This window comes from Nonomuraea sp. N2-4H, assembly GCF_045291505.1.
Lineage (GTDB): Bacteria > Actinomycetota > Actinomycetes > Streptosporangiales > Streptosporangiaceae > Nonomuraea > Nonomuraea fastidiosa.
In genome coordinates, this window is the sequence record NZ_CP147987.1 from 790,742 (window position 1) to 809,871 (window position 19,130).

The window sequence follows — 19,130 nt, forward strand, 5'->3', positions numbered from 1 at the left end:
TGCCGTGCCGGTCGCGTGCTACTGCTCGGAGGGAGGCTGGTAGCCCTGGGACGGCGGCTGCCAGCCCTGCTGCGGCGGCTGTCCACCGGGTTGGGCCTGCTGGCCGGGCTGCTGCGGTGCCCAGCCGGGCTGTGCCTGCCCACCGTGCCCGCCGGGCTGGGACCATCCGGGATCGGGCTGGTGGCCGGGCTGCGGCCAACCGTGCTGACCCTGGTCGGGCTGCGGCCAGCCGGGTTGACCGTGCTGGGCGTGGTGGCCGGGCTGGGTGGGCCAGGTCTGCGGCTGCCCGGCGGCGGCCGGTTGCGGGGTGCGGCGGGCGACCACGCCGAAGATCAGTAAAGATATGCCGACCGCCTGCGCCAGGGTCCCGAGCCCGGTGCCCACCGGCAGGACGATCTCGTACGCCGTGCGCCCGAGCTTGTCGATCAGCGTGCTCATGGAGAAGGAGACACCGACCTGGCCGATGAACCCGACGAGGAGCACGACGCACCCCGCGATACCGAGGTTCGCGCCGCGACCGTGGTCCTTCTTGCGCACCGCCAGCAGGATGATCCCCCCGACGAAGACGATGACCATGAGCAGCGCGTTGATGATGTTGATGACGAGGTTCAGCATGCCCATCCGGTGAAGACTCCATGGGGGGACGAAAGGTGACCTGACGACGCTACGTGGCTCGGCGGAGATCTTCCACCGCACGTGTGATCGAGTCGAGGTCGTGGCTGCCCTCGTACCGTACGCCGTTGATGAAGAGCGTGGGCGTGCCGCGCACGCCGCTCGCCTGCCCCGACTCCTCGTCCACCGCGATCCTGGCGACGTGGCGCGGTACGTCGGCCCAGGGCTCGACGCCGAGCTGGGCGGCGTAGCGCTCAAGGTCGGCGTCGGTGAGGAAGCGCTGGTTGGAGTAGAGGATGTCGTGCATCTCCCAGAACCGGCCCTGGTCGGCGGCGGCCTCGGCGACGATGGCGGCGGGGGCGGCGCGGGGGTGCAGGGTGCGCAGCGGGAAGTGCCGGAAGACCATGCGCACATCGGGGTTCTGCCGCAGGACCTCCTCCAGGATGGGCTGGAGGCGGCCGCAGTAGGGGCATTCGAAGTCGGCGTACTCGACGATCGTCACCTTGGCGCTGGCGGGCCCGCGTACATGGTCGCCCCGCCCCACGGGCACGGCCAGCGTCTTCGGCAGGTCCTGCGACGGCTCGGCGTCGGGCGGGGCGCACACGCCGCCACGGTTCCACGCCAGCCGGAAGATCACCCAGCCGAGCGCGGCCGACAGCAGCGAACCCGCCAGGATGCCGATCTTCGCCTGGTCGTGCAGCGCCGGGTCGTCGAAGGCGAGGTCCACGATGAACAGCGCGACCGTGAACCCGATGCCGGACACGGCGGCCCCGCCGAGCACCTGGCCCCAGACGAGGTTGCCGGGCAGGATGCCCCACTTGAGCCGCAGCGGCAGCCAGGTGCCGAGCGCGATGCCGGCGAACTTGCCGACCAGCAGGCCCAGCGCGACGCCGATGGCGATGGGCGAGGTCACGGCGGCGCTCAGAGTCTCGCCGTCGAGCCGCACGCCGGCGTTGGCCAGCGCGAAGACGGGCACGATGACGTAGCTGCTCCACGGGTGCAGGCGGAGCTGTAGCCGCTCGTTCACCGAGACGGCCCGCTGGACGCGCCGCGCGGCCTCCCTGGCGGCGGCCGCGCTCGGCGCGACCGTGAACCCCTGCACGGCCTCCCCGGCCAGCAGCAGCTTGTGGTCGGTGGGGGCGTAGACGAAGACGAGCATGCCGAGCGCGATGCCGACGAGCGTGGGGTGCACGCCGCTCTCCAGCGTGGCCAGCCACAGCGCGAACCCCAGCACGATGTACGCGGGCGCCCGCCAGATCTTCAGCCACCGCAGCGTGACGATGGCCGCGAGCACCAGCGCGGCGATGATCAGGGCGGGCACCGACAGCTCGGCGGTGTAGAAGATCGCGATGATCATGATCGCGAGCACGTCGTCCACGATCGCCAGCGTCAGCAGGAAGGCCCGCAGCGGCTCGGGACACCGGGCCCCGACCACGGCCAGCACGCCCAGTACGAACGCGGTGTCGGTGGCGATCGGCACGCCCCATCCGCCGGCGCCGGGCCCGCCCGCGTTGAACAGCAGGTAGACCGCGGCGGGGACGAGCATGCCGCCGAACGCCGCCACCGCCGGTACCGCGATCAGCCGCCGGTCCCTGAGCTGCCCGAGCCGCACCTCGTAGGAGACCTCGAGGCCGATGAGGAAGAAGAAGAGCGTCATCAGCCCGTCGTTGACCCAGTGGCGCAGGTCGAGGCTGAGCTGGGCGTCGCCGAACGACAGGCCGACCGGCGTGTGCCAGAACGCCTCGTAGGTGTCGCCCCACGGCGAGTTGGCCCAGAGCAGGGCCAGCACGGTGGCGACGAGCAGCACGCTGGTGCTGCCCGCCTCGGTCCGCAGGAACGACCGCAGCATCTCCCATCCCCCCTCGCAGCGATCCTAGGCGGGAGGGATGCGTGGCAGAACGCCGCCTCCAGGAGGGACGCAAGTGACGCTAGCCGGTCTCGAAGAACAGGTGGAAGGCGGCGTCGCGGGCGAGCAGGAAGCCGACGATCGCCAGCGCCCAGCTCAGCATCGACCCGGAGTGCTTGGCCAGCCAGGCACGCAGCCGTTCGAGCTTCGGCTCGAGCCGGGCTCCGGCCGCCGCGCGCAGCACCATGAAGGCCAGCGCGGGCAGGATCATCACCAGCACGTACGCCGCCAGCACCGGCAGCCACTGTGCCGCCCGCAGTCCGGCGCTCGTCATGATCCCGACCGCGCCGAGGTACGGCAGCATCGTGGCCACCTCGACCGCCCCGGCCGTCAGCCCGAGCAGCACCATCGTGCGCGGCCCGCCCACCTTGGGGGTGAACGTGCGCTCCGGCAGCCCGCGCTTCGCCCGCCGCTTGGGGTCGAAGCGGAAGCTCAGCGCGAACAGCACGACACCGATCGCGAGCTGCACCGCGTAGGCGGCCCGGCTCTGCAGCGCGCCGCCGAACGCGTCCATGGCGGCCCCGGCTCCCAGCATGAGCGCCACCCCGACCAGGAAGTAGAAGCCCGCCACGGTGGCCAGGTAGGTGAGCAGCCGGCCGCCGCGTCCCCGTTCCGTGGTCAGCAGCAGGAAGACGGGGATGCCGAGGGTGCCGAAGCTCGTGCTGTCGATCAGCGCCAGAGCCGCGAGCGTGAGCAGCAGCGCGACGGTCATGAAGCGATGATGCCGACCGAGGCTTCCCGGCCGCCTCCTCCGGCGGGCTGAACCCGGCGTACATCCTTATGCTCATCCCCTCCGGAGGGGGCCCGGAGGAGCTGGCGGTGGCCCGGAGGAACCGGAGGGGGCCAGAGGAACCGGAGGAGGCCCGGAAGGCCGGCGAGGCCCGGAGGAGCCGGAGGTGGCCCGGAGGAGGGCCAGGGGCCGGAGGGGCCGGAGGAGGCGCGGGCGTCAGAGGTTGCGCAGGTAGGCCAAGGAAGGCGCGAAGAAGTACTCGCCGCCCTTCATCGTGACGGTCTGCGCCACCTGCGACTGCGGAACGGACGTCTCCGGCTTGCCCCAGACCTTGGGGAAGCTCACCTCGATGTCACGCTCGCCTTGCCCGATGACCGGGTCGTGGCCGGTCGCCGGCATCTCGAAGTCGGGGTTGTTGGCCCAGGTCTGCTGCATGAACTCGAACTGGCCGAGCAGGCTCGAGTTGAACGCCATGAACAGCAGGCCGACCTCGCCGCTCGGGCGCTCCTCCGGCGGGGAGTCGTCCCACGGGTCGTCGGTGCGCTCGCCGTACGTCTGCCCGCGCCGCGCCATGACCACCTCGCGCCCGAACGAGCGCGGGTTCGTCTTCCTGACGTGCCCTGAAAACGGGCACTTGGAGCCGTCGTCGGCGTCGAACGTGAAGTCGTTGACGACGGGACCTCCGGCCGGCCTGGGCTTCAGCGTCAGCGGGGTGCCGTCCTTGAAGCGGCCGACGAGCATGGCGCCCGCCCGCTCGCGGTCGGCGCCCTGCAGGCCGAGGCCGTCGGCCAGGTCGCGCTCGATCTCCTTGAACGCCCGCACGTTCTGCTCCAGCTTCCTGAACACCAGGTAGCTGCCGTGGTGGCGGGTGGGGTCGGGCGCGAACGGGTCGGGCACGAGCACGTTGCCCAGCGGGAACGCCGGATCCCAGTGCTTCCTCGGCTCCTTGTCCACCTCGTCGGCGAGGAACAGCGGCTGGCTGCGGCCGTCGACGTAGCCGAAGTGCTCGATGCCGTCGCCCGCCGGGTTGCGCATGCCCTGACCGCGCTCCTCGCCCAGCAGCCTGGCGCTCTCGGGCAGGTCGTCGATGATCTCCTGGCGCAGCCGATCGACCGGGGCGCGCTCGGCGTCGCCGATGAGGATGACGGCGTGGATCTCCCGCTGGTAGGTGCGCTCCCACTCCTCGACGGGCGGATCGTTGACGATGGCGACGCGCCGCTTCATGCCGTCGCGGAAGACCGGGTCGCCGAACCTGCGCACCTCTTCGGCCGAGTGGCCGAGGTCGCGGTAGCCGGCCTTGCTGATGCCGACTCCGACGTACGAGGTGCCGGGCCGGCGGCCGGCCGCGAAATCGCGCACCTCCTCAAGGTGGCGGCGGGCCGACTTCATTTTGGTGGTGGCCAGGCGGCGCAGAAACGCCCGCCCTTCGGCCACGTCGTTGAAACGGACGAACAGCACGGACATGTGCTCGCGTACGTGGGCACGCAGGATGTTCGGCTGCAGATTGTCCAGCATGGCCTTGGTGTCGGCGTCGAGCGAGGCCGAATCCCAGGCGAGAGGTCGTTCATTGTCAAGGTCGACAGGCATGCCGCTGTCCCTTTCCCCGTTCACCCGATCACATGAAATCGGACCCCCTGCGCGTTGAGGGAGGAAAGGGCGGCGGAAATCCCCCGGTATTCAACGCGTCCAACCATGACGACTGTCGACGGCCCGGGAAAGTTTCCGGCTCAACGGGATCGCTGCATTTCCCGATGCGGGCTACGCCGCCGGGCGTATCCGGGCCGCCTCCCTGGGGACGATGGCCGGGCGGCCGCGCGGTGGCAGCGTGGTGGCATGGATGTGCTCCGCCGGCTGCTCGGCCGGCTGTCGGTGCTGTACGTGCTGGTCTTCCTGACGTTCGCGCTGGCGCACGCAGGGGTCGCGATCGGCCCCATCCGCGAGCCGGTGATCGTGCCCGCCGTCATCGTCGAGACGCTGTGCGCCGCCGCCCTCGCCGTAGGCGCGTACGGCGCGCTGGCCGGACGGGCGTGGGCCTGGGACGGCCTCCTCTACGGCCACGCGGCCGCGCTGGGCGGGGTGCTGCTCGGCATCGCGGCCACCACCCTGCGCGGAGGCGGCGGGGACGCGGATGCGCCTAGCGCGTTGCTGCTGACCTATCACGCCACGATGGCGGTCGTGCTGACCGCCGGGCTGGTGGGCGCCTTCTACGTCTCCCGGGCGCGCACGTAGTCACCCTTCCAGGGTGCGCAGGTAGCCGGCTGCCGCTTCGAGGTCGTCCTCGCCGAACACGCGGATGCCCTCGGACTCCAGCAGCGCCGTCGTGACGCCCTGGCCTGGCGTACGCCGCCCGGAAAAACTCCCGTCATAGACGGAGAGCGCACCGCAGGAGGGGCTGCCCTCCTTGAGCACCGCCATCCGGATGCCGTTGGCGCGCGCGACCGCGAGCGCTCCCCGCGCGCCGGCCACGAACGCGGCGGTCACGTCGGCGCCGTCGCTCGTCAGCACGCGTGCCGAGCCCGCGAGGACCGCAGCGCCGCCCAGACCGCCCTCGATCTCGGATGCGGGGCGCGGGACCGGCAGCCCGCCCGCCACCTCGGGGCAGAACGGCACCAGCCGCCCCTCCTCCCGCCACCCGGCGAGCAGGGCGGCCGAGCTGGTCTTGGCGCGGCCGTCGTAACGCACCTTGCGGCCCATCAGGCAGGCGCTGACGAGGATCTTCTCCACGTCTTCGATCCTATGAGCGCGATCGGCACCAGCGAGACCGCGGTCAGGCCCGCCACCACCCAGAACGCGTACGCGAACGGCCGGGCGACGCCCGCCGCGGTGAACGCCTGCAGCGCCATGGTGAGCACGGCGACGCCGAACGGCGCGGCCAGGCGGACGGCGATGGTGCTCAGCGTGGTCGCCGCCGGGATCGCGGAACGCTCCAGCGTCGCGAACGCCGCCGCCATCACCGACGTGGACACCAGCCCGTGCCCGAGCCCGACCAGGAACATCGGCGCGAAACCGCCGCCGAGCAGCGCGAAGGCCACGATGCCCGCCGTCGCCACGACCACGCCCGCCGCGCCGATGCCGCGCCCGCCCTTGCTATCGCCGAACAGCCGCAGGTCCAGCAGCGTGCCCGGCGAGCGCAGGGCTCGTACGACGAACGCCGCCACCAGCGCCAGCCCCGCCGGCAGCACCGGCAGCGCGCCGCCGCCCGGCTCCGACAGCCCGTAGACGACGGCCGCGAGCCCGGGGGAGAGCAGCGCCAGACCGGCCAGGTCGAGCGGCTGCGGGCGGTCGCCGGGCTCGGCGGGCAGCAGCACGAGCGCGGCCAGCCAGACGCGCCGCGCGCCGAACCTGCCCGTCGCCCAGCCGGTGACCGGCACCGTCATGGACAGGGCGAGCAGGTAGGCGGTGACCGTCCACTGGACGGCCGCGTGGCGGCCGAGCTCGGCGCCCGCACGATGACGCTGTACTCGTACATCGAGCGCAAAGAGGACCTTCTCGCGCTGATGGCCGATGAGATCGCCGCCGAGGCCCACGTCGACGAGCCGCTACCGGACGACTGGCGGGAGGCGCTGCTGCTGCTCGCCCGGCGCGAGCGCGACCTGGTGCGCCGCCATCCCTGGCGGGTCGATCTCATCTCCCAGCGCGTCCCCGTCGGTCCCAACGGGCTGCGGCACGTCGAGCAGAAGCCGGCCGCCATCGACCGGCTGGCGGCGAGGCGGGGTGGCGGTCGGCCGGCTGACGGCCTGGCGGATCCTCGCGGCGTTCAACGACTACATGACCGGCTTCGTGATCAGGGAGGCGCAGGAGCGCGGTGCGCCCCGCGAGGAGGGGATCAGCGAGGCCGAGCGGGCCGCGCTCGCCGAGCCGTACATCAGGGAGCTGGTCGCGGGCGGCGAGTTCCCCCGGCTCGGGCCGATGATCGAGGAGGGCGTGCAGGGGGCGGACGACAATTTCGAGCGCGGTCTCGGGTGGGTGCTCGACGGCATCGAGGCGCACCTGCGCGGAGGGCCGGAGGGCCGCTCATGAAGCCGACTGCGGGCCGGTCCTGAAGGCGGGCCCTGAGCCGGTCAACGGCCGATCGCGCAGGGCCGGTCGTCGGCGGGGGCGCCCCCGGGCGATAGCCTTACCCCCGATGAACACCACCGTCTCCACGATCGTCATCGCGGGCTCGCTGCTGCTCATGCTGATGAGCCTGATCAACGCGATCCGCAACCGGCCGATGGGCATGGTGCTGCTGGTCGGCTTCGCACTGCTGGAGGTGGCGGTGCTGGTGCAGGCCGGGTTCGTGATCGCCGGAGTGGTGGGCGGCGCGGGACCCGACGACAAGGCCACGCTGTTCGGCTACGTCGGCGGGGAGGTGCTGATCCCGCCCGCGGCGGTGTTCCTCGCGCTGGCCGAGCGCAGCAGGTGGGGCTCGGCGATCCTGGCCGTGGCCGGGTTCGCGATCGCCGTGATGACGGCCAGGCTGCTGCAGATCTGGCAGGGCGTGGCGTGACCGGCTCGATCAGCACCGGCCCCGGGCGCGCGCTGATCGCGGTCTACGGGCTGTTCGCGCTGGCCGCGGGGTCGCGGGCGGGCGTGCAGATCGCCACCAGGTTCTCCGAGGCGCCGCTGGCGTACTCGCTGTCGGCGTTCGCTGCCGCGGTCTACATCCTGCTCACCGTCGCGCTGTGGCGCGGCGCGCGGCGGCTGGCGCTCGTCTCGCTCGGCATCGAGCTGGCCGGGGTGCTCGTCATCGGCACGCTCAGCCTGGTCGATCAGGCGGCTTTTCCCGACGAGACCGTGTGGTCGGCGTACGGCAAGGGTTACCTGTTCATCCCCCTCGTGCTGCCTCTGGTGGGCCTGTACTGGCTGTGGCGCCGGCGTTAACGCCGTCATCGCCTGGGCAGTGGCAGAGCCCATGAGCATGATCGAGCATTCAGAAGACGTCAAGGTCCCCGTGCGCGTCGCGTACGACCAGTGGACGCAGTTCGAGAGCTTCCCCGAGTTCATGGAGGGCGTGGAGTCGGTCAAGCAGCTCAGCGACACCCGCACGCGGTGGGTGGCCGACATCGCCGGTGTGAGGCGCGAGTTCGAGGCCGAGATCACCGAGCGGCACCCCGACGAGCGCGTCGCCTGGCGCAGCGTCGATCGCCCCCACCACGCCGGTGTGGTGACCTTCCACCGCATCGACGACAACACGACCAGGGTCACCCTCCAGATGGAGTACGACCCCGAGGGCTTCGTCGAGACGGCGGGCGACTGGCTGCAGCTCGTCCGCATGCGCGTGATCGGCGACCTCAAGCGGTTCAAGACGTTCATCGAGTCGCGCGGCGGAGAGACCGGCGCGTGGCGCGGCGACGAGCCGGGGCCGCACCAGGAGGGCTCCACGTACGGTGGCGGCGGCCGGCCGGTCCCGCCCGGCACGGTCGGCGGCGACGGCAGGGAGCCCGGCGGCACGCTGCCTCCTCCCGGCCCGATTCCCCCGAACGAGCCGCCCGCAGGCCCGCCCCGGCCGGTGCTCTGACCAAAACGGCGTCTATTCCCCGAGGCCGACAAGAGCGGTGTACATCACATTCGGCGCCCCACTCAAAACTCGCATTTAACGGCGGATAACCTTATTAAGCCCGGATTGGCGCAGGTCAGGGCCTATGCCGTGCGACCCGAGAGCGCGCGGAGCGAGTAACAGGAACCCTCGGAACCCCTCCGAGGGTTCTTCAACGCCCGGAATAAACGGGGATTTTGTCCCTGTTAGGGTTGGCATTCGTCCCATGATTTGATGAGTGGAGGATTGTCTTCAGTCATGAGCGTGCTCGCGCAAGAGTCCCGTGGCGGTAGCGGCAGCGGCAGCAGCACCCGCCTCGCTTGGCTCCTCGTTCTGGGAATCGTTCTGGCCGCACTCAACCTGCGCACCGGGGTCACCAGTGTCGGTCCGCTGCTCGATCAGCTCGCCGCCGGGCTCGGCATGTCCAGCGCCGGCACCGGCCTGTTGACGACCCTGCCCGTGCTGGCCTTCGCCAGCGTAGGCGCCGTGACCCCGTCGCTCGCCAGGCGGATCGGGGAGCATCGGCTGCTGCTGCTCGCCCTCGTCACCCTGGGCGCGGGACTCCTCGTCAGGTCGCTGGTGGACTCCGCACCGGTGTTCCTGGTGAGCAGCGCCGTCGCGCTGTCGGGCGGCGCCGTGGGCAACGTGCTGATCCCGACGCTGGTCAAGCGCCACTTCCCGGCGCGTACCGGGATCATGACCACTGTGTACACCACCGCACTCGCGGTCGGCACCATGCTGGCCGCCGCCGCGACCGTGCCGATCGAGCGCGCGGTGGGTGACTGGCACGTCGCGCTCGGCGTGTGGGCCGCCCTGGCGCTCATCGCCGCCGTTCCGTGGCTCGCGCTGCTGCGCAACGAGCCGGCGCGGGACGCCAACGCCAAGCACGCGGGCATCGGCCGCCTGGCGCGCAGCAAGCTGGCCTGGATGGTCGCGATCTACTTCGGCAGCCAGTCGATGATCGCCTACATCTTGTTCGGCTGGCTCGCGACCATGCTGACCGACAACGGCTTCAGCACCGCCGAGGCGGGGCTGATCCTCGGCCTCTTCACCGCGCTGAACATCCCCGTCTCGATCGGCGTGCCCATGATCGCCTCGCGCTTCGGCGACCAGCGGCCGCCCATCGTCGGGCTCATCGCCTTCTACGTGGTCGGCTTCCTCGGCCTGTGGTTCGCGCCCTCGGCGGCCTGGGTGTGGGTGGTGTTCGTGGGCATCGGGATGGGCTCCTTCCCGCTGGCGCTGATGCTGCTGGCGCTGCGCACCCGTACGCCGGAGAGCACCGCCGCCCTGTCGGCCTTCGGCCAGAGCGCCGGCTACCTGATCGCCGGTGCCGGTCCGCTGCTGGTCGGCGTGCTGCGGGATGTGACCGACGGCTGGACGGTGCCGTTCGTGCTGATATTCGTCGTGCTCACCGTCCAGCTCCTCACCGGCCTGTACGCGGGCCGCAACCGCTATCTGGAGGACGAGCGCCCCGCTGCCACAATGGCCGGGTGAAATCCACGCTCGTCACCTTTCCCAGCGGCCTGACCAGCGGCCGCTCGCAGATCGTCGGTACCGTGCCGGTCGAAGGTGGTCGGCACGGTCTCGTCGTTTCCGAAACCCCCTTCCATCCGCTCGACCACACCTGGCCCGACCAGCCCGCGGACCGGGGCACGATCGGCGGCCTGCCGGTCGTCGACTGCGTGACAGGAGCGCTCCCCGAGGACGGGGAGATCCTGCTCGGCACCGACATCCCCGTACGGCGCGGCGCCGAGGGCTGGGAGTGGCTGGTCGTGCACGTCACCGACTCGCCGCTGCCCGTGGGCACGGAGGTGGAGCTCGAAGTGGACCGCGAGCACCGTACGGGGCTGTCGGCCGGTCACACCGCCTGCCACCTCGCCGCGCTCGCGCTCAACGCCGCGCTGGCCGGCCGGTGGCGCAAGGAGGCCCGGCCGGATTCGCTCGGCCACCCCGACTTCGACCAGGCCGCCATCACCTCGTCCCGCATCGAGCCGTACGGCAGCGTGGACGTCTACCGCCTCGGCAAGTCGCTGCGCAAGAAGGGGTTCTCCGCCGACGACCTCGACCCGTCGGCCGTCGCGGATGAAGTGAACGAGCGGCTGGCCGGATGGGTGGCGGCGGACGCCCCCGTACGCGTGGAGGTGCCGGGGCCCGAGCTGACCGCCCGGCGCACCTGGCACTGCTCGCTGCCCGACGGCGAGGCGTCGATCCCGTGCGGCGGCACCCACGTCACCCGTACGTCGGAGCTCGGCTCCGTCTCGATCGCGCTCACGCTGGACGACGCGGCGCTCACCATGAAGACGACTGTCAGCATGTGTTGACAGCCGGCCCCGTGTCAGCACATGCTGACACCATGGACGTAAGAGAGCTGGCCGAGACGGCCGCCGGCCGCGACCCAGGCGACGGCCTGCGCGCCGTGGCCGCTCTCAGAGCGCTGCTCGAGGAGCTGGAGGCGGCCCACGTCTCCAACGCCCGCGCGCAGGGCTGGTCGTGGGAGCAGATCGCCGACGCGCTGGGCGTACGCCGCCAGACGGCGCACCGTAAGCACGCCCGCAGGACGGGGAAGGCAGGGGGTCGATGATGTTCACCAGGTTCACAGAAGGTGCTCGCCGGGCCGTGGTCGCGGCCGGGATCCATGCGCTCGACGCCGGACGGCCCGCGCTCGACGCCGCGCCGATCCTGCTCGGGCTCGCGGAGGTACAGCCGTTCGCGCTGAAGCACTTCACCGCCGACCCGGCCGACGTACGCCGGCTCGCCGGGCTGCCCGACCCGCGCGCGCTGCTCGCCACGCTCGGCATCGACCTCGACGAGGTGCACCGCCGCACCCGTGCGGGCGCCGAGGACCCGCGGCGATGGAGCCTGCGCCGCTCGCGCGTGCGCCCGCTGCGCGTCACCCTGTACGGGCCGCTCGGCTCGCTGCCTCTCACCCCGGCGGCCAGGAAGGTCGTGGAGGTGGCCAAGTCGCGGCCGGGCCCCGTCACCGGCGAGCGCCTGCTGTGGGGGCTGCTCGCCGACGGCGGCAACGGCGCGCGCCGGATCCTGCGCGCGGCCGGGGTGGACGTGGCGGCGCTGGTACGCGAGGCCGCCATCCCCGCCCGCCGCGCCGCCTGACCGCCCGCCGCGCCGCCTGACCGCCCGCCGGGCCGCCTGACCGCCCGCCGGGCCGCCTGACCGCCCGCCGGGCCGCTGACCGCCCGCCGGGCCGCTGACCGCCCGCCGGGCCGCTGACCGCGCGCTCTACCGCCCGGCCGCCCCGGCGTGCCGCCTGATCGAGTGCGGCGGAGTCGGGTCACGCCCTCATAGCGCCGCCCGCATGATGGGCGGCGGGCGGTTAGACGGCGGGGCTGAGGTGGGCGAGTTTGTCGGGGTTGGCCATCACGTAGATCGTCTCGATCCGGCCGTCCACGACGACGAGCGAGAGCACGCCGACGACCCGCCCGCCTGCCGACATCACCAGGGCGGGCGCGCCGTTGATCGCCTGGATGTCGTACGACACCTCCGCCCCGGCCGCCTGGCCGACCGAGGCCATGAACCTGGCGATGTTCGCCGGGGTCTTGATGGACAGCAGGAAACGGCTGACGTTGCCGGACCCGGTGATGACCCGCAGCGCCGCCTTGGCCTTGCCGCCGCCGTCGCTGACCATCGCCACCTGGTCCGACAGCAGCGAGATGAGCCCGTCCAGGTCGCCCTCCATCGCCGCGTCGAAGAAGCGCTCGGTGATGCGCCGCCGCTCGTCCCGGTCGACGTCGTAGCGGGGCCGCCGCTCGCGTACGTGGTCGCGGGCCCTGCGGGCGAGCTGCCTGACGGCGGGCTCGCTGCGCCCGACGATCTCCGCGATCTCCGCGAACGGCAGGTCGAACGCCTCGCGCAGCACGAAGACCGCCCGCTCAAGGGGTGTCAGCGTCTCCAGCACCACCAGCAGCGCCAGCTCGACGGAGTCGGCCAGCTCGGCGTGCTCGGCGGCGTCGGGTCCGGTGCTGATCGGCTCGGGCAGCCACGGGCCCACGTACGACTCCCGCCGCGTCTTCGCCTGCCGCAGCCGGTCGATGGCCAGCCGCGAGGTCACCGTGACGAGGTACGCCTTGGGGTCGGCGATGTCCGCCCGATCGGCTCCGGACCAGCGCAGCCACGCCTCCTGGACGACGTCCTCGGCGTCCGTCACGCTGCCCAGGATGCGATAGGCGACGGACATCAGCAGGCCACGGTGCTCCTCGAAGGTCGGCATGAACCCTAAGACGTATCACGGAACCGCGACGTGACACGAGGGCTCCGAACCTCCGTTATAGTTGTGGATCGCAAGGGGCTATAGCGCAGTTGGTAGCGCGCCTCCATGGCATGGAGGAGGTCTGGGGTTCGAATCCCCATAGCTCCACCCGATCGAAAGCCTCGCCGTCCGGCGAGGCTTTTCGCATCTCCCGGTCGTTCAGCGTGCGGAGAGCTCGTCGAGCACGGCCAGGTAGTGCGGGTTGCGCATGGCGCCGAGCACATTGCCCCACGGGTCGACCACCGACGCCGTCACGAAGCCCGAGCCGTCGCCCTGCTCTCTGATCGCCCGGTGCTCCTTGGCGCCCATGCTCAGCAGCCGCTCCACCGTGGCCTCCAGATCGTCCACGTGCCAGTACGCGATGGCGTCCGCGGGCCGGTCGGTCGTGCCGGGCCCTGCGGCGCAAGGTGGGCGTAGCGGGCGTCGATGATGCCGAACTCGTGCTGGTAGTCGCCCAGGCGGAACTCGACGTATCCGGGCCGGTGGTAGTACGGCTCGATGCCGAGGAACTCGGTGTACCAGGACTGCGCCGCCTCCAGGTCGGCGGCCCAGAACGTCAAAGTGGCGATTCCGCGGAGCGTGTCGGTGGCCACCGCGCGCCGGGATCTGGAGGCGCTGCCGGCGGCGGGCGTCCCCGTCTATCCGCAGGCGGGCCGGGGCGGCGGGTGGCGGTTGCTGGGCGGGGCGCGTACCGACCTAAGCGGATTGTCCTCCTTGGAGGCGCAGGCGCTGTTTCTGCTGGCCGGGCCGGCCGCGCACGCGACGCCCGAGGTGAAGTCCGCGCTGCGCAAGCTGCTGCGGGCGTTGCCGGAGACGTTCAGGGAGGAGGCGGAGGCGGCGGCGAGCGCCGTCGTGGCCGATCCCGCCGCGTGGGGCGCGGTGGGCAAGGAGCCGCCCGGCCTGGTCAGGGTGCTGCGGGACGCCACCTGCACGGTCCTCGGCGAGGAGGAGGATGGGCGGGACAGGGTGCGGGTGGCGGCGCCGATGGCCCTGTCGCTCGCCGAGCAGCTCGCCGGGTGGGGCGCCGGGCCGAGGTGGTGGGGCCCGATGAGGTCAGGGCGGAGCTGGCGCGCATCGGCGCTGAGCTGGTCGCCCGCTACGCCTCCTGAGCGGGGAGGCCAACGCAGGCGCGGAGCCGGTGGCTCACTACACCCCCTGAGCGGGGCGACCGGTGTGGCGCACCTCGCCGGCGTGGCGAGAACCCTCGTGCGGTGAGCAGGGCCTGAACGCGGCGGGAAAGCAGAGGGCCGGAGGTGGAAGCCTCCGGCCCGTTTTCTATGTCAAGCGGCCGGGACGGCCGCCGAGGGTCAGGAGTAGTGGCGCGGGCGGCGCCGGCCGAACGACTTGCCGACGTGGAAGCCGCCGGGCAGGTGCACCGACACGTGGCGGCGGCCGTCGGGCGTGGCCGAGACGTGGAAGCGGCGCCCGCCGAAGCTGCTGCTGATGCCGTGTCGCGAGAGGTCGACCCGGAACGGACCGAGTTTGACCGACTTGCTGTAGTGCCAGCCCATGTGCCTCCTCCGCCGTCATGCGCTCTGCCAGAAGAACGTCCGGCGCGGCGGCCGGGTTCCCGGCCCGACTGGTCGGGCGTTCGCGCGCGCAAGTGGACCTCGGCCCGGCCGGCACCCCGGGTCTACGGTGAGAGCAGGTTCCGGCGAAGGGTCATCGACATGTTCGTGATCGCTCATCTGAGCGACGTCCACATCGGCGCGACTCCCGAGGCCGTCAGCCGTACGGAGGCGGTCATGCGGTATCTGGACGCGCTGCCGGGCGAGCTCGACGCGGTGCTCGTCACCGGCGACATCGCCGACCACGGCCGCGCCGAGGAGTACGAGACCGCCGCCAAGCTGCTCGCCTCCCGCCACCCCGTGCTGATCGGCCCCGGCAACCACGACGTGCGCGCCGAGTTCCGCCGCGTCCTGCTCGGCGATCAGGGGGAACGGAGCACCCGGCCGGTCAACCAGGTGCTGCGCACCCCGAACGCGATCTACGCGATGTGCGACTCCTCGATCCCCGGCGAGGACGCGGGCCGCCTGGACGACGAGACGCTCGGCTGGCTCGGCGGCGTGCTGGCGGGCAGTGGCGGGCTGCCGGTGTTCGTGGCCTTCCACCACCCGCCGGTCCAGCTGCACGGCCCGGCCATCGACGGCATCAGGCTGCACGAGACCGGCCGCCTTGAGGCGCTGCTCGCCGAGCACCCGAACGTGCCCGCCGTGCTGGTGGGGCACGCCCACACGGCCGCCGTCACCACGTTCGCGGGCCTGCCGCTGCTGGTGGGCGGCGGCGTGGTCTCCACGCTGACGTGGCCATGGGAGGGCGGGGTGACCTTCGACGACTGCATCGACTACGCGCTGCCGCCGCTGATCGCCTTCCACGTCTTCGATGAGAACGCGGGCCGGGTGACCACCCACTACCGCGTCGTGCCGTGAGAGCGGCGGCGGGCCTGTGCGGAGGCCCGCCGCCGGGTCTCACCGCTCGCTGAGCTCGATGAACGTCACCGAGTACGCCGGGAAGTCGTAGGTGAAGGCCGAGGAGAAGCCGTTCACCCGCTGCCGCCGCGGCGAGATGCGATCGGGGTCGGAGATCGAGTTGACGTCGGACGGCTCTCCGGTCAGCGACGTCACGGTGGCCGACGGGCGCAGCCGGGCCGTGCCGAGGTCCACGCTCGCGCGTACGGCGCCGTCCTGGGCGTTGACGACCTTGAGCGTGATCGTCTTCCCGTCCCTGGAGACCACCTGGTACAGCGGCTCGACCCGGGAGTCGTCGACGAACTCGTTGATCTTCTCGCCGTCCAGCCAGGTCGTGATCGTGCGCCCGCTGACCTGCACCTTCAGCCGGTAGTCGCGGCCGGTCTCGACGGTGGTCGGCGACGTGGCGATCGACGACTTACCGCCGCCCACGGCCTTCTCGACGGCGGACTGGGTGTTGTTCCAGCCGCCGACGTTCCACCAGTAGAAGTTGCCGCTGTCGCGGACCCCGAACATGAGCAGGAAGCCCTCGGCCCCGGCGGTCTTGCGTGCCGTCACCTCGATCGTGTAGTTCGACCAGTCGGCCGAGCCCGCCGTGGAGCGGGCGTCCTCGACTTGGGCGGTCTGCACGTACGCGCCGTCCTCGACGGCCCAGGTGCCGAGGCCGGGCGACCAGCGGTCCGCGCCCGCCGAGAAGTCGTCATCCAGCAGCACGGTGCCGTCGGCCGCGGTGACCTTGACGTCGTCGTAGCGGACGGCGGTGTTCCACGCGCCCAGCCCGACGGCGCCCTTGATGTCCTCGACCGGCCTGGGCTCGCCCTCGAACCTGCTGGGCACGATCCGGTCACCGACGTTCGTGGAGAACAGCCGCTGCACGTGGTAGCTGGGCGAGCCGTACGCCTCGTCGTTGTCGAACCAGATGAGGTCGGGCGTCCAGTCCACATAGTCCACGTTGGCGAGCAGCGGCGCGTACGACGCGAGCCGGACCACGTCGGAGTTGCGCTCGATGCCCGTCAGGTACGACGCCTCGCTGAGCGCGTTGTAGAAGGTGTTGCCCCGGGAGGCGTACTCGCCCACGAACACCTTCGGCCCCTCGCGGTCGTAGGAGTCGTAGCGGCGGTTGTTGGCGAGGAACCAGTCGGGGTTGTTGTAGTAGTGCTCGTCGACCAGGTCGGCCTTCTGGTCGCGGGCGAACTGCCACATCCGGTCGAACCAGGCGCCCTGCGAGGTCTGCCCGGCGTTCGAGATGATCTTAATTTCCGGATGCTTCGCCCTGATGGCATCGGCGAACTTCGGATAGTTGGTGAAGAACTCCTCGTAGATCTCCTCGTTGCCGAGCCCGATGTACTCAAGGCCGAAGGGCTTCGGATGCCCCATCTCGGCCCGCTTCTTGCCCCAGGTGGAGGTGACGGGGCCGTTGGCGAACTCGATCAGGTCGAGCGTGTCCTGCACCCAGCGGGCCAGCTTGGCCTCGTCGGTCAGCGGGCGGTTCTCGCCGCAGCCGTTCACGCCCACCGACAGCACCGGCAGCGGCTTGGCCCCGATGTCCTCGGCGAACTGGAAGTACTCGTAGTAGCCGATGCCGTAGCTCTGGTTGTAGCCCCAGAAGTTGAAGTTGGTGGGCCGCTCCTCGACCGGGCCGATCGTCTCCTTCCACTGGTAGATGCGGCGCCGGTCGCCGGTCTCCGCGTACGGGTCGTAGGTGCCGACGTTCGTCACACAGCCGCCGGGGAAGCGCAGGAAGCTCGGCTTGAGATCGGCGATCAGCTCGGCCAGGTCGGCGCGCATCCCGTGCCCCTTGAACGTCTTGCGCGGGAACAGCGAGACCATGTCGAGGTCGGTGCGCCCGGCGGGCGCCTGGACGACGAGCCGCCCGGCGTCGGTGGTGGCCGAGGCGGTGAACGACGCGCGGTACTTGGCCCAGCCGCCCGCCTTGACGCGCACAGTGGCCCGGCCCAGCACCTTCGTGCCGTCCTCGACCGTCACCGTGAGCGTGGCGGGCTCGGCCCGCCTGGCCCACAGCGACAGGTCGTAGCGCTCGCCGGCCTTCAGCGGCACGCCGCGGTTGAACCCGGCGTTGCTCACCCCGGCCGTGCCCCCGCCGGTCACGTCGAGCCGCAGGTAGTTGCGGTTGTTGGAGTTGAGCGGCTCTTCGCCGGAGACGGTCAGCGTGGCGGTGGCGCCGCGCTCTGCCTTGCTCCAGGCGGTCAGGCCCGTGTAGCCGGGCTCGTCGATGGAATTGAACTCGAACGAGCGGTTCTGCACCAGCTCGGCGTACAGGCCGCCGTCGGCGGCGTGGTTGATGTCCTCGTAGAAGACGCCGTACAGGTCGGGGCTGACCTTGGTGCCCTTGGCCCGGGTGTCCACGGTGAGCTCGCCCGTGCTGTAGCGCTCGATCCGGAACTTCGCGGCCTCACCGGGCGCCGCCATCACGAGCGCGCCGCCCTTGACGGCGACGGCCTGATCGCCCGAGGCGAGCCTGACCTTGCCGCCGCCCGCGTCGGTGAGCCGGAAGACCGAGCCCTTCCCGCTCAGCCGCAGCTTGGCCGCGGCCTCCAGATACGTGCCGCCGGACTCCTTGAGCTTCACGCCGTCGCCGCTCGGCTCGGCGGTGAAGGCGAGGCTCGTCATGTCCGCCGACGCCGAGGCGCGCACCGTGCCCGAGCGGTCCGCGCTCAGGTACGGCAGCGCCGGAGCCCGCAGCGTGAACGTCCCCTCCGGCACCACCGCCCGGCCGGGAGCCGCCTTGATCGCGAAGTATTCGAAGCCCACCCGCATGGAGGTGCCGTTCTGGGCCGAGAACCCGAACAGCCCGACCTGCCCGACCGACAGCCGGGCGGTCATCTTCGCCGCCTGCACCCAGGCGGAGCCGTCCCAGTACGAGGAGACGAACTCGTCGCCGGTCCTGGCCAGCTTGAGTATCTCCGCGCTTGAGCCGGGCCTGGCCGCGAACTGCGCGGTGAAGGCCGCCCCGACCTCGGTGGCCGTCTCGATCACCGGGCCGCCCGCGAAGCCCACGTGGGCGAGGCCCGCGCGCACGTAGTTGTCCCAGTCCTGCCAGGCCAGCAGGCCCGCGCTCTGGTAGTCGAGCGCCACGGGGGCGCTGAGCTTGGTCACCACCTCGAAGTCGCCGTCGGGGACGTCCACGAGGAACAGGTTCCTGGCGTTGTTGGTGGCCTGGTGCGTGTCGCCGGTCGAGGTGTCGAGGCGTAACGCGCCGCCGGACAGGCTCCAGCGGGAGTCGTCGGGGGAGAGCACGCTCCAGTCGGGCCCGAGCGTGGTGCCGTCGAACTCGTCCACGATCGCGCCGTCGGGGATCGGATCGGGGGCGGGATCGGCCGGGGCGCGGGCCGGTGCGACCAGGGAGGCGGCCACGAGCAGGGCCGACAGGGCGATGCGCGACATGAGCGGGGGGCTCCTCATGGGTTGTTAGCGTTAACACATAAGTGAGCGTTAACAACTGCGATCGGCGATTAGTTAAGGACGTCCGACCAGGGGCGTCAAGAGGCGGCTGTGTAACCCGACCGTAATCCGGCGAGCCCTTGACGGGAGTGATTGTGAGCGTTCACAGTCGGGGCCAAGCCAGGAAAGGAGCACGGCTGTGAGATCCACCCTGGGGCGCCGCCCGCCGG

At 71.5% G+C, this 19,130-nt stretch carries 22 protein-coding genes, 1 tRNA gene and 1 pseudogene; 13 read left to right on the forward strand and 11 right to left on the reverse strand.

The features are described from left to right. Positions 1–18 precede the first annotated feature (18 nt). The 4 genes from WBK31_RS03645 to WBK31_RS03660 form a co-directional block, all read right to left on the reverse strand. A complete protein-coding gene (locus WBK31_RS03645; protein ID WP_364067139.1) occupies positions 19–621 on the reverse strand; it encodes a hypothetical protein in 603 nt (200 codons plus the stop codon). 43 nt (positions 622–664) lie between these two features. Continuing rightward, positions 665–2,461, reverse strand: a complete 1,797-nt coding sequence (nhaA, locus tag WBK31_RS03650) for a Na+/H+ antiporter NhaA (protein WP_364067137.1) — start codon at positions 2,459–2,461, stop codon at positions 665–667. A 79-nt stretch (positions 2,462–2,540) separates the two neighbouring features. Further along, positions 2,541–3,230, reverse strand: coding sequence for a GAP family protein (locus WBK31_RS03655; protein WP_364067135.1), 690 nt, complete (start codon positions 3,228–3,230; stop codon positions 2,541–2,543). A 234-nt stretch (positions 3,231–3,464) separates the two neighbouring features. Next, a complete protein-coding gene (locus WBK31_RS03660; protein ID WP_406674321.1) occupies positions 3,465–4,835 on the reverse strand; it encodes a Dyp-type peroxidase in 1,371 nt (456 codons plus the stop codon). 246 nt (positions 4,836–5,081) lie between these two features. Between WBK31_RS03660 and WBK31_RS03665 the strand changes: the two genes are divergently transcribed. Continuing rightward, positions 5,082–5,477 (forward strand): hypothetical protein, encoded by a 396-nt coding sequence (locus WBK31_RS03665; protein ID WP_364067132.1) that lies wholly within the window; start codon positions 5,082–5,084, stop codon positions 5,475–5,477. Here WBK31_RS03665 and WBK31_RS03670 read toward each other — a convergent pair whose 3' ends face one another. Continuing rightward, positions 5,478–5,972: a DUF523 domain-containing protein gene (locus WBK31_RS03670; RefSeq protein ID WP_364067131.1), complete on the reverse strand. Its 495-nt coding sequence runs from the start codon at positions 5,970–5,972 to the stop codon at positions 5,478–5,480. Further along, the gene (locus WBK31_RS03675; protein WP_406674322.1) at positions 5,942–6,775 is read right to left on the reverse strand and encodes a hypothetical protein; all 834 of its coding nucleotides are present in this window, start codon (positions 6,773–6,775) and stop codon (positions 5,942–5,944) included. The genes WBK31_RS03670 and WBK31_RS03675 overlap by 31 nt, the downstream gene beginning before the upstream one ends. Between WBK31_RS03675 and WBK31_RS03680 the strand changes: the two are divergent. The 9 genes and pseudogenes from WBK31_RS03680 to WBK31_RS03720 all read left to right on the forward strand — a co-directional run. Beyond that, positions 6,746–6,916: pseudogene (locus WBK31_RS03680) on the forward strand (TetR/AcrR family transcriptional regulator C-terminal domain-containing protein); the annotation flags it as partial. The gene WBK31_RS03675 and the pseudogene WBK31_RS03680 sit on opposite strands and share 30 nt — an antisense overlap. A 46-nt stretch (positions 6,917–6,962) precedes the next feature. Then, complete coding sequence (locus WBK31_RS03685; RefSeq protein ID WP_406674323.1) at positions 6,963–7,268, forward strand: TetR/AcrR family transcriptional regulator C-terminal domain-containing protein; 306 nt, start codon at positions 6,963–6,965, stop codon at positions 7,266–7,268. A 106-nt stretch (positions 7,269–7,374) separates the two neighbouring features. After that, positions 7,375–7,737, forward strand: a complete 363-nt coding sequence (locus tag WBK31_RS03690; RefSeq protein WP_406674324.1) for a hypothetical protein — start codon at positions 7,375–7,377, stop codon at positions 7,735–7,737. Further along, a complete protein-coding gene (locus WBK31_RS03695) occupies positions 7,734–8,111 on the forward strand; it encodes a hypothetical protein (RefSeq protein WP_364067125.1) in 378 nt (125 codons plus the stop codon). Before WBK31_RS03690 ends, WBK31_RS03695 begins: the two co-directional genes overlap by 4 nt. A gap of 31 nt (positions 8,112–8,142) precedes the next feature. Next, on the forward strand, positions 8,143–8,748 hold the full coding sequence (locus WBK31_RS03700) for an SRPBCC family protein (RefSeq protein WP_406674325.1): 606 nt from the start codon (positions 8,143–8,145) through the stop codon (positions 8,746–8,748). A gap of 276 nt (positions 8,749–9,024) precedes the next feature. Next, positions 9,025–10,260, forward strand: coding sequence for an MFS transporter (locus WBK31_RS03705; RefSeq protein WP_364067122.1), 1,236 nt, complete (start codon positions 9,025–9,027; stop codon positions 10,258–10,260). Further along, the gene (locus WBK31_RS03710; RefSeq protein ID WP_364067120.1) at positions 10,257–11,087 is read left to right on the forward strand and encodes a metal-dependent hydrolase; all 831 of its coding nucleotides are present in this window, start codon (positions 10,257–10,259) and stop codon (positions 11,085–11,087) included. Before WBK31_RS03705 ends, WBK31_RS03710 begins: the two co-directional genes overlap by 4 nt. 32 nt (positions 11,088–11,119) lie before the next feature. Further along, positions 11,120–11,347, forward strand: a complete 228-nt coding sequence (locus WBK31_RS03715; protein WP_364067118.1) for a helix-turn-helix domain-containing protein — start codon at positions 11,120–11,122, stop codon at positions 11,345–11,347. Beyond that, entirely contained in the window at positions 11,344–11,877 is a 534-nt protein-coding gene (locus WBK31_RS03720) for a Clp protease N-terminal domain-containing protein (RefSeq protein WP_406674326.1), read from the forward strand. The genes WBK31_RS03715 and WBK31_RS03720 overlap by 4 nt, the downstream gene beginning before the upstream one ends. A gap of 220 nt (positions 11,878–12,097) precedes the next feature. Here the strand turns inward: WBK31_RS03720 and WBK31_RS03725 are convergent, their stop codons facing one another. Next, complete coding sequence (locus WBK31_RS03725; protein ID WP_378784681.1) at positions 12,098–12,991, reverse strand: RNA polymerase sigma-70 factor; 894 nt, start codon at positions 12,989–12,991, stop codon at positions 12,098–12,100. Positions 12,992–13,065: 74 nt separating this feature from the next. Here WBK31_RS03725 and WBK31_RS03730 point away from each other — a divergent pair. Continuing rightward, positions 13,066–13,138 (forward strand) — tRNA-Ala (locus WBK31_RS03730). Positions 13,139–13,189: 51 nt separating this feature from the next. Here WBK31_RS03730 and WBK31_RS03735 read toward each other — a convergent pair. Both WBK31_RS03735 and WBK31_RS03740 read right to left on the reverse strand, forming a co-directional pair. Next, positions 13,190–13,378 carry a hypothetical protein gene (locus WBK31_RS03735; RefSeq protein ID WP_364067112.1) on the reverse strand — a complete coding sequence of 63 codons (189 nt, stop codon included), beginning with the start codon at positions 13,376–13,378 and terminating at the stop codon, positions 13,190–13,192. Next, positions 13,342–13,590 carry a VOC family protein gene (locus WBK31_RS03740; RefSeq protein ID WP_364067110.1) on the reverse strand — a complete coding sequence of 83 codons (249 nt, stop codon included), beginning with the start codon at positions 13,588–13,590 and terminating at the stop codon, positions 13,342–13,344. The genes WBK31_RS03735 and WBK31_RS03740 overlap by 37 nt, the downstream gene beginning before the upstream one ends. A 1-nt stretch (position 13,591) precedes the next feature. Between WBK31_RS03740 and WBK31_RS03745 the strand changes: the two genes are divergently transcribed. Then, positions 13,592–14,245, forward strand: coding sequence for a hypothetical protein (locus tag WBK31_RS03745; RefSeq protein WP_406674327.1), 654 nt, complete (start codon positions 13,592–13,594; stop codon positions 14,243–14,245). Between the two features lie 92 nt (positions 14,246–14,337). Here WBK31_RS03745 and WBK31_RS03750 read toward each other — a convergent pair whose 3' ends face one another. Further along, on the reverse strand, positions 14,338–14,541 hold the full coding sequence (locus WBK31_RS03750; RefSeq protein WP_378784679.1) for a DUF4236 domain-containing protein: 204 nt from the start codon (positions 14,539–14,541) through the stop codon (positions 14,338–14,340). Between the two features lie 159 nt (positions 14,542–14,700). On the opposite strand from WBK31_RS03750, the gene WBK31_RS03755 reads away from it, so the two are divergent. Further along, positions 14,701–15,459: a metallophosphoesterase gene (locus WBK31_RS03755; RefSeq protein ID WP_406674328.1), complete on the forward strand. Its 759-nt coding sequence runs from the start codon at positions 14,701–14,703 to the stop codon at positions 15,457–15,459. A 39-nt stretch (positions 15,460–15,498) separates the two neighbouring features. On the opposite strand, the gene WBK31_RS03760 is transcribed toward WBK31_RS03755, so the two are convergent. Further along, entirely contained in the window at positions 15,499–18,903 is a 3,405-nt protein-coding gene (locus tag WBK31_RS03760; RefSeq protein ID WP_406674329.1) for an alpha-L-arabinofuranosidase C-terminal domain-containing protein, read from the reverse strand. Positions 18,904–19,130: the final 227 nt, after the last annotated feature.

Coding starts and splice junctions, on each gene's coding strand:
- WBK31_RS03750 (WP_378784679.1), bottom strand. CDS start 14,541: ATGGGCTGGCACTACAGCAAGTCGGTCAAACTCGGTCCGTTCCGGGTC.
- WBK31_RS03700 (WP_406674325.1), top strand. CDS start 8,143: ATGAGCATGATCGAGCATTCAGAAGACGTCAAGGTCCCCGTGCGCGTC.
- WBK31_RS03720 (WP_406674326.1), top strand. CDS start 11,344: ATGATGTTCACCAGGTTCACAGAAGGTGCTCGCCGGGCCGTGGTCGCG.
- WBK31_RS03715 (WP_364067118.1), top strand. CDS start 11,120: ATGGACGTAAGAGAGCTGGCCGAGACGGCCGCCGGCCGCGACCCAGGC.
- WBK31_RS03705 (WP_364067122.1), top strand. CDS start 9,025: ATGAGCGTGCTCGCGCAAGAGTCCCGTGGCGGTAGCGGCAGCGGCAGC.
- WBK31_RS03660 (WP_406674321.1), bottom strand. CDS start 4,835: ATGCCTGTCGACCTTGACAATGAACGACCTCTCGCCTGGGATTCGGCC.
- nhaA (WP_364067137.1), bottom strand. CDS start 2,461: ATGCTGCGGTCGTTCCTGCGGACCGAGGCGGGCAGCACCAGCGTGCTG.
- WBK31_RS03725 (WP_378784681.1), bottom strand. CDS start 12,991: ATGCCGACCTTCGAGGAGCACCGTGGCCTGCTGATGTCCGTCGCCTAT.
- WBK31_RS03645 (WP_364067139.1), bottom strand. CDS start 621: ATGGGCATGCTGAACCTCGTCATCAACATCATCAACGCGCTGCTCATG.
- WBK31_RS03755 (WP_406674328.1), top strand. CDS start 14,701: ATGTTCGTGATCGCTCATCTGAGCGACGTCCACATCGGCGCGACTCCC.
- WBK31_RS03665 (WP_364067132.1), top strand. CDS start 5,082: ATGGATGTGCTCCGCCGGCTGCTCGGCCGGCTGTCGGTGCTGTACGTG.
- WBK31_RS03690 (WP_406674324.1), top strand. CDS start 7,375: ATGAACACCACCGTCTCCACGATCGTCATCGCGGGCTCGCTGCTGCTC.
- WBK31_RS03655 (WP_364067135.1), bottom strand. CDS start 3,230: ATGACCGTCGCGCTGCTGCTCACGCTCGCGGCTCTGGCGCTGATCGAC.
- WBK31_RS03760 (WP_406674329.1), bottom strand. CDS start 18,903: ATGTCGCGCATCGCCCTGTCGGCCCTGCTCGTGGCCGCCTCCCTGGTC.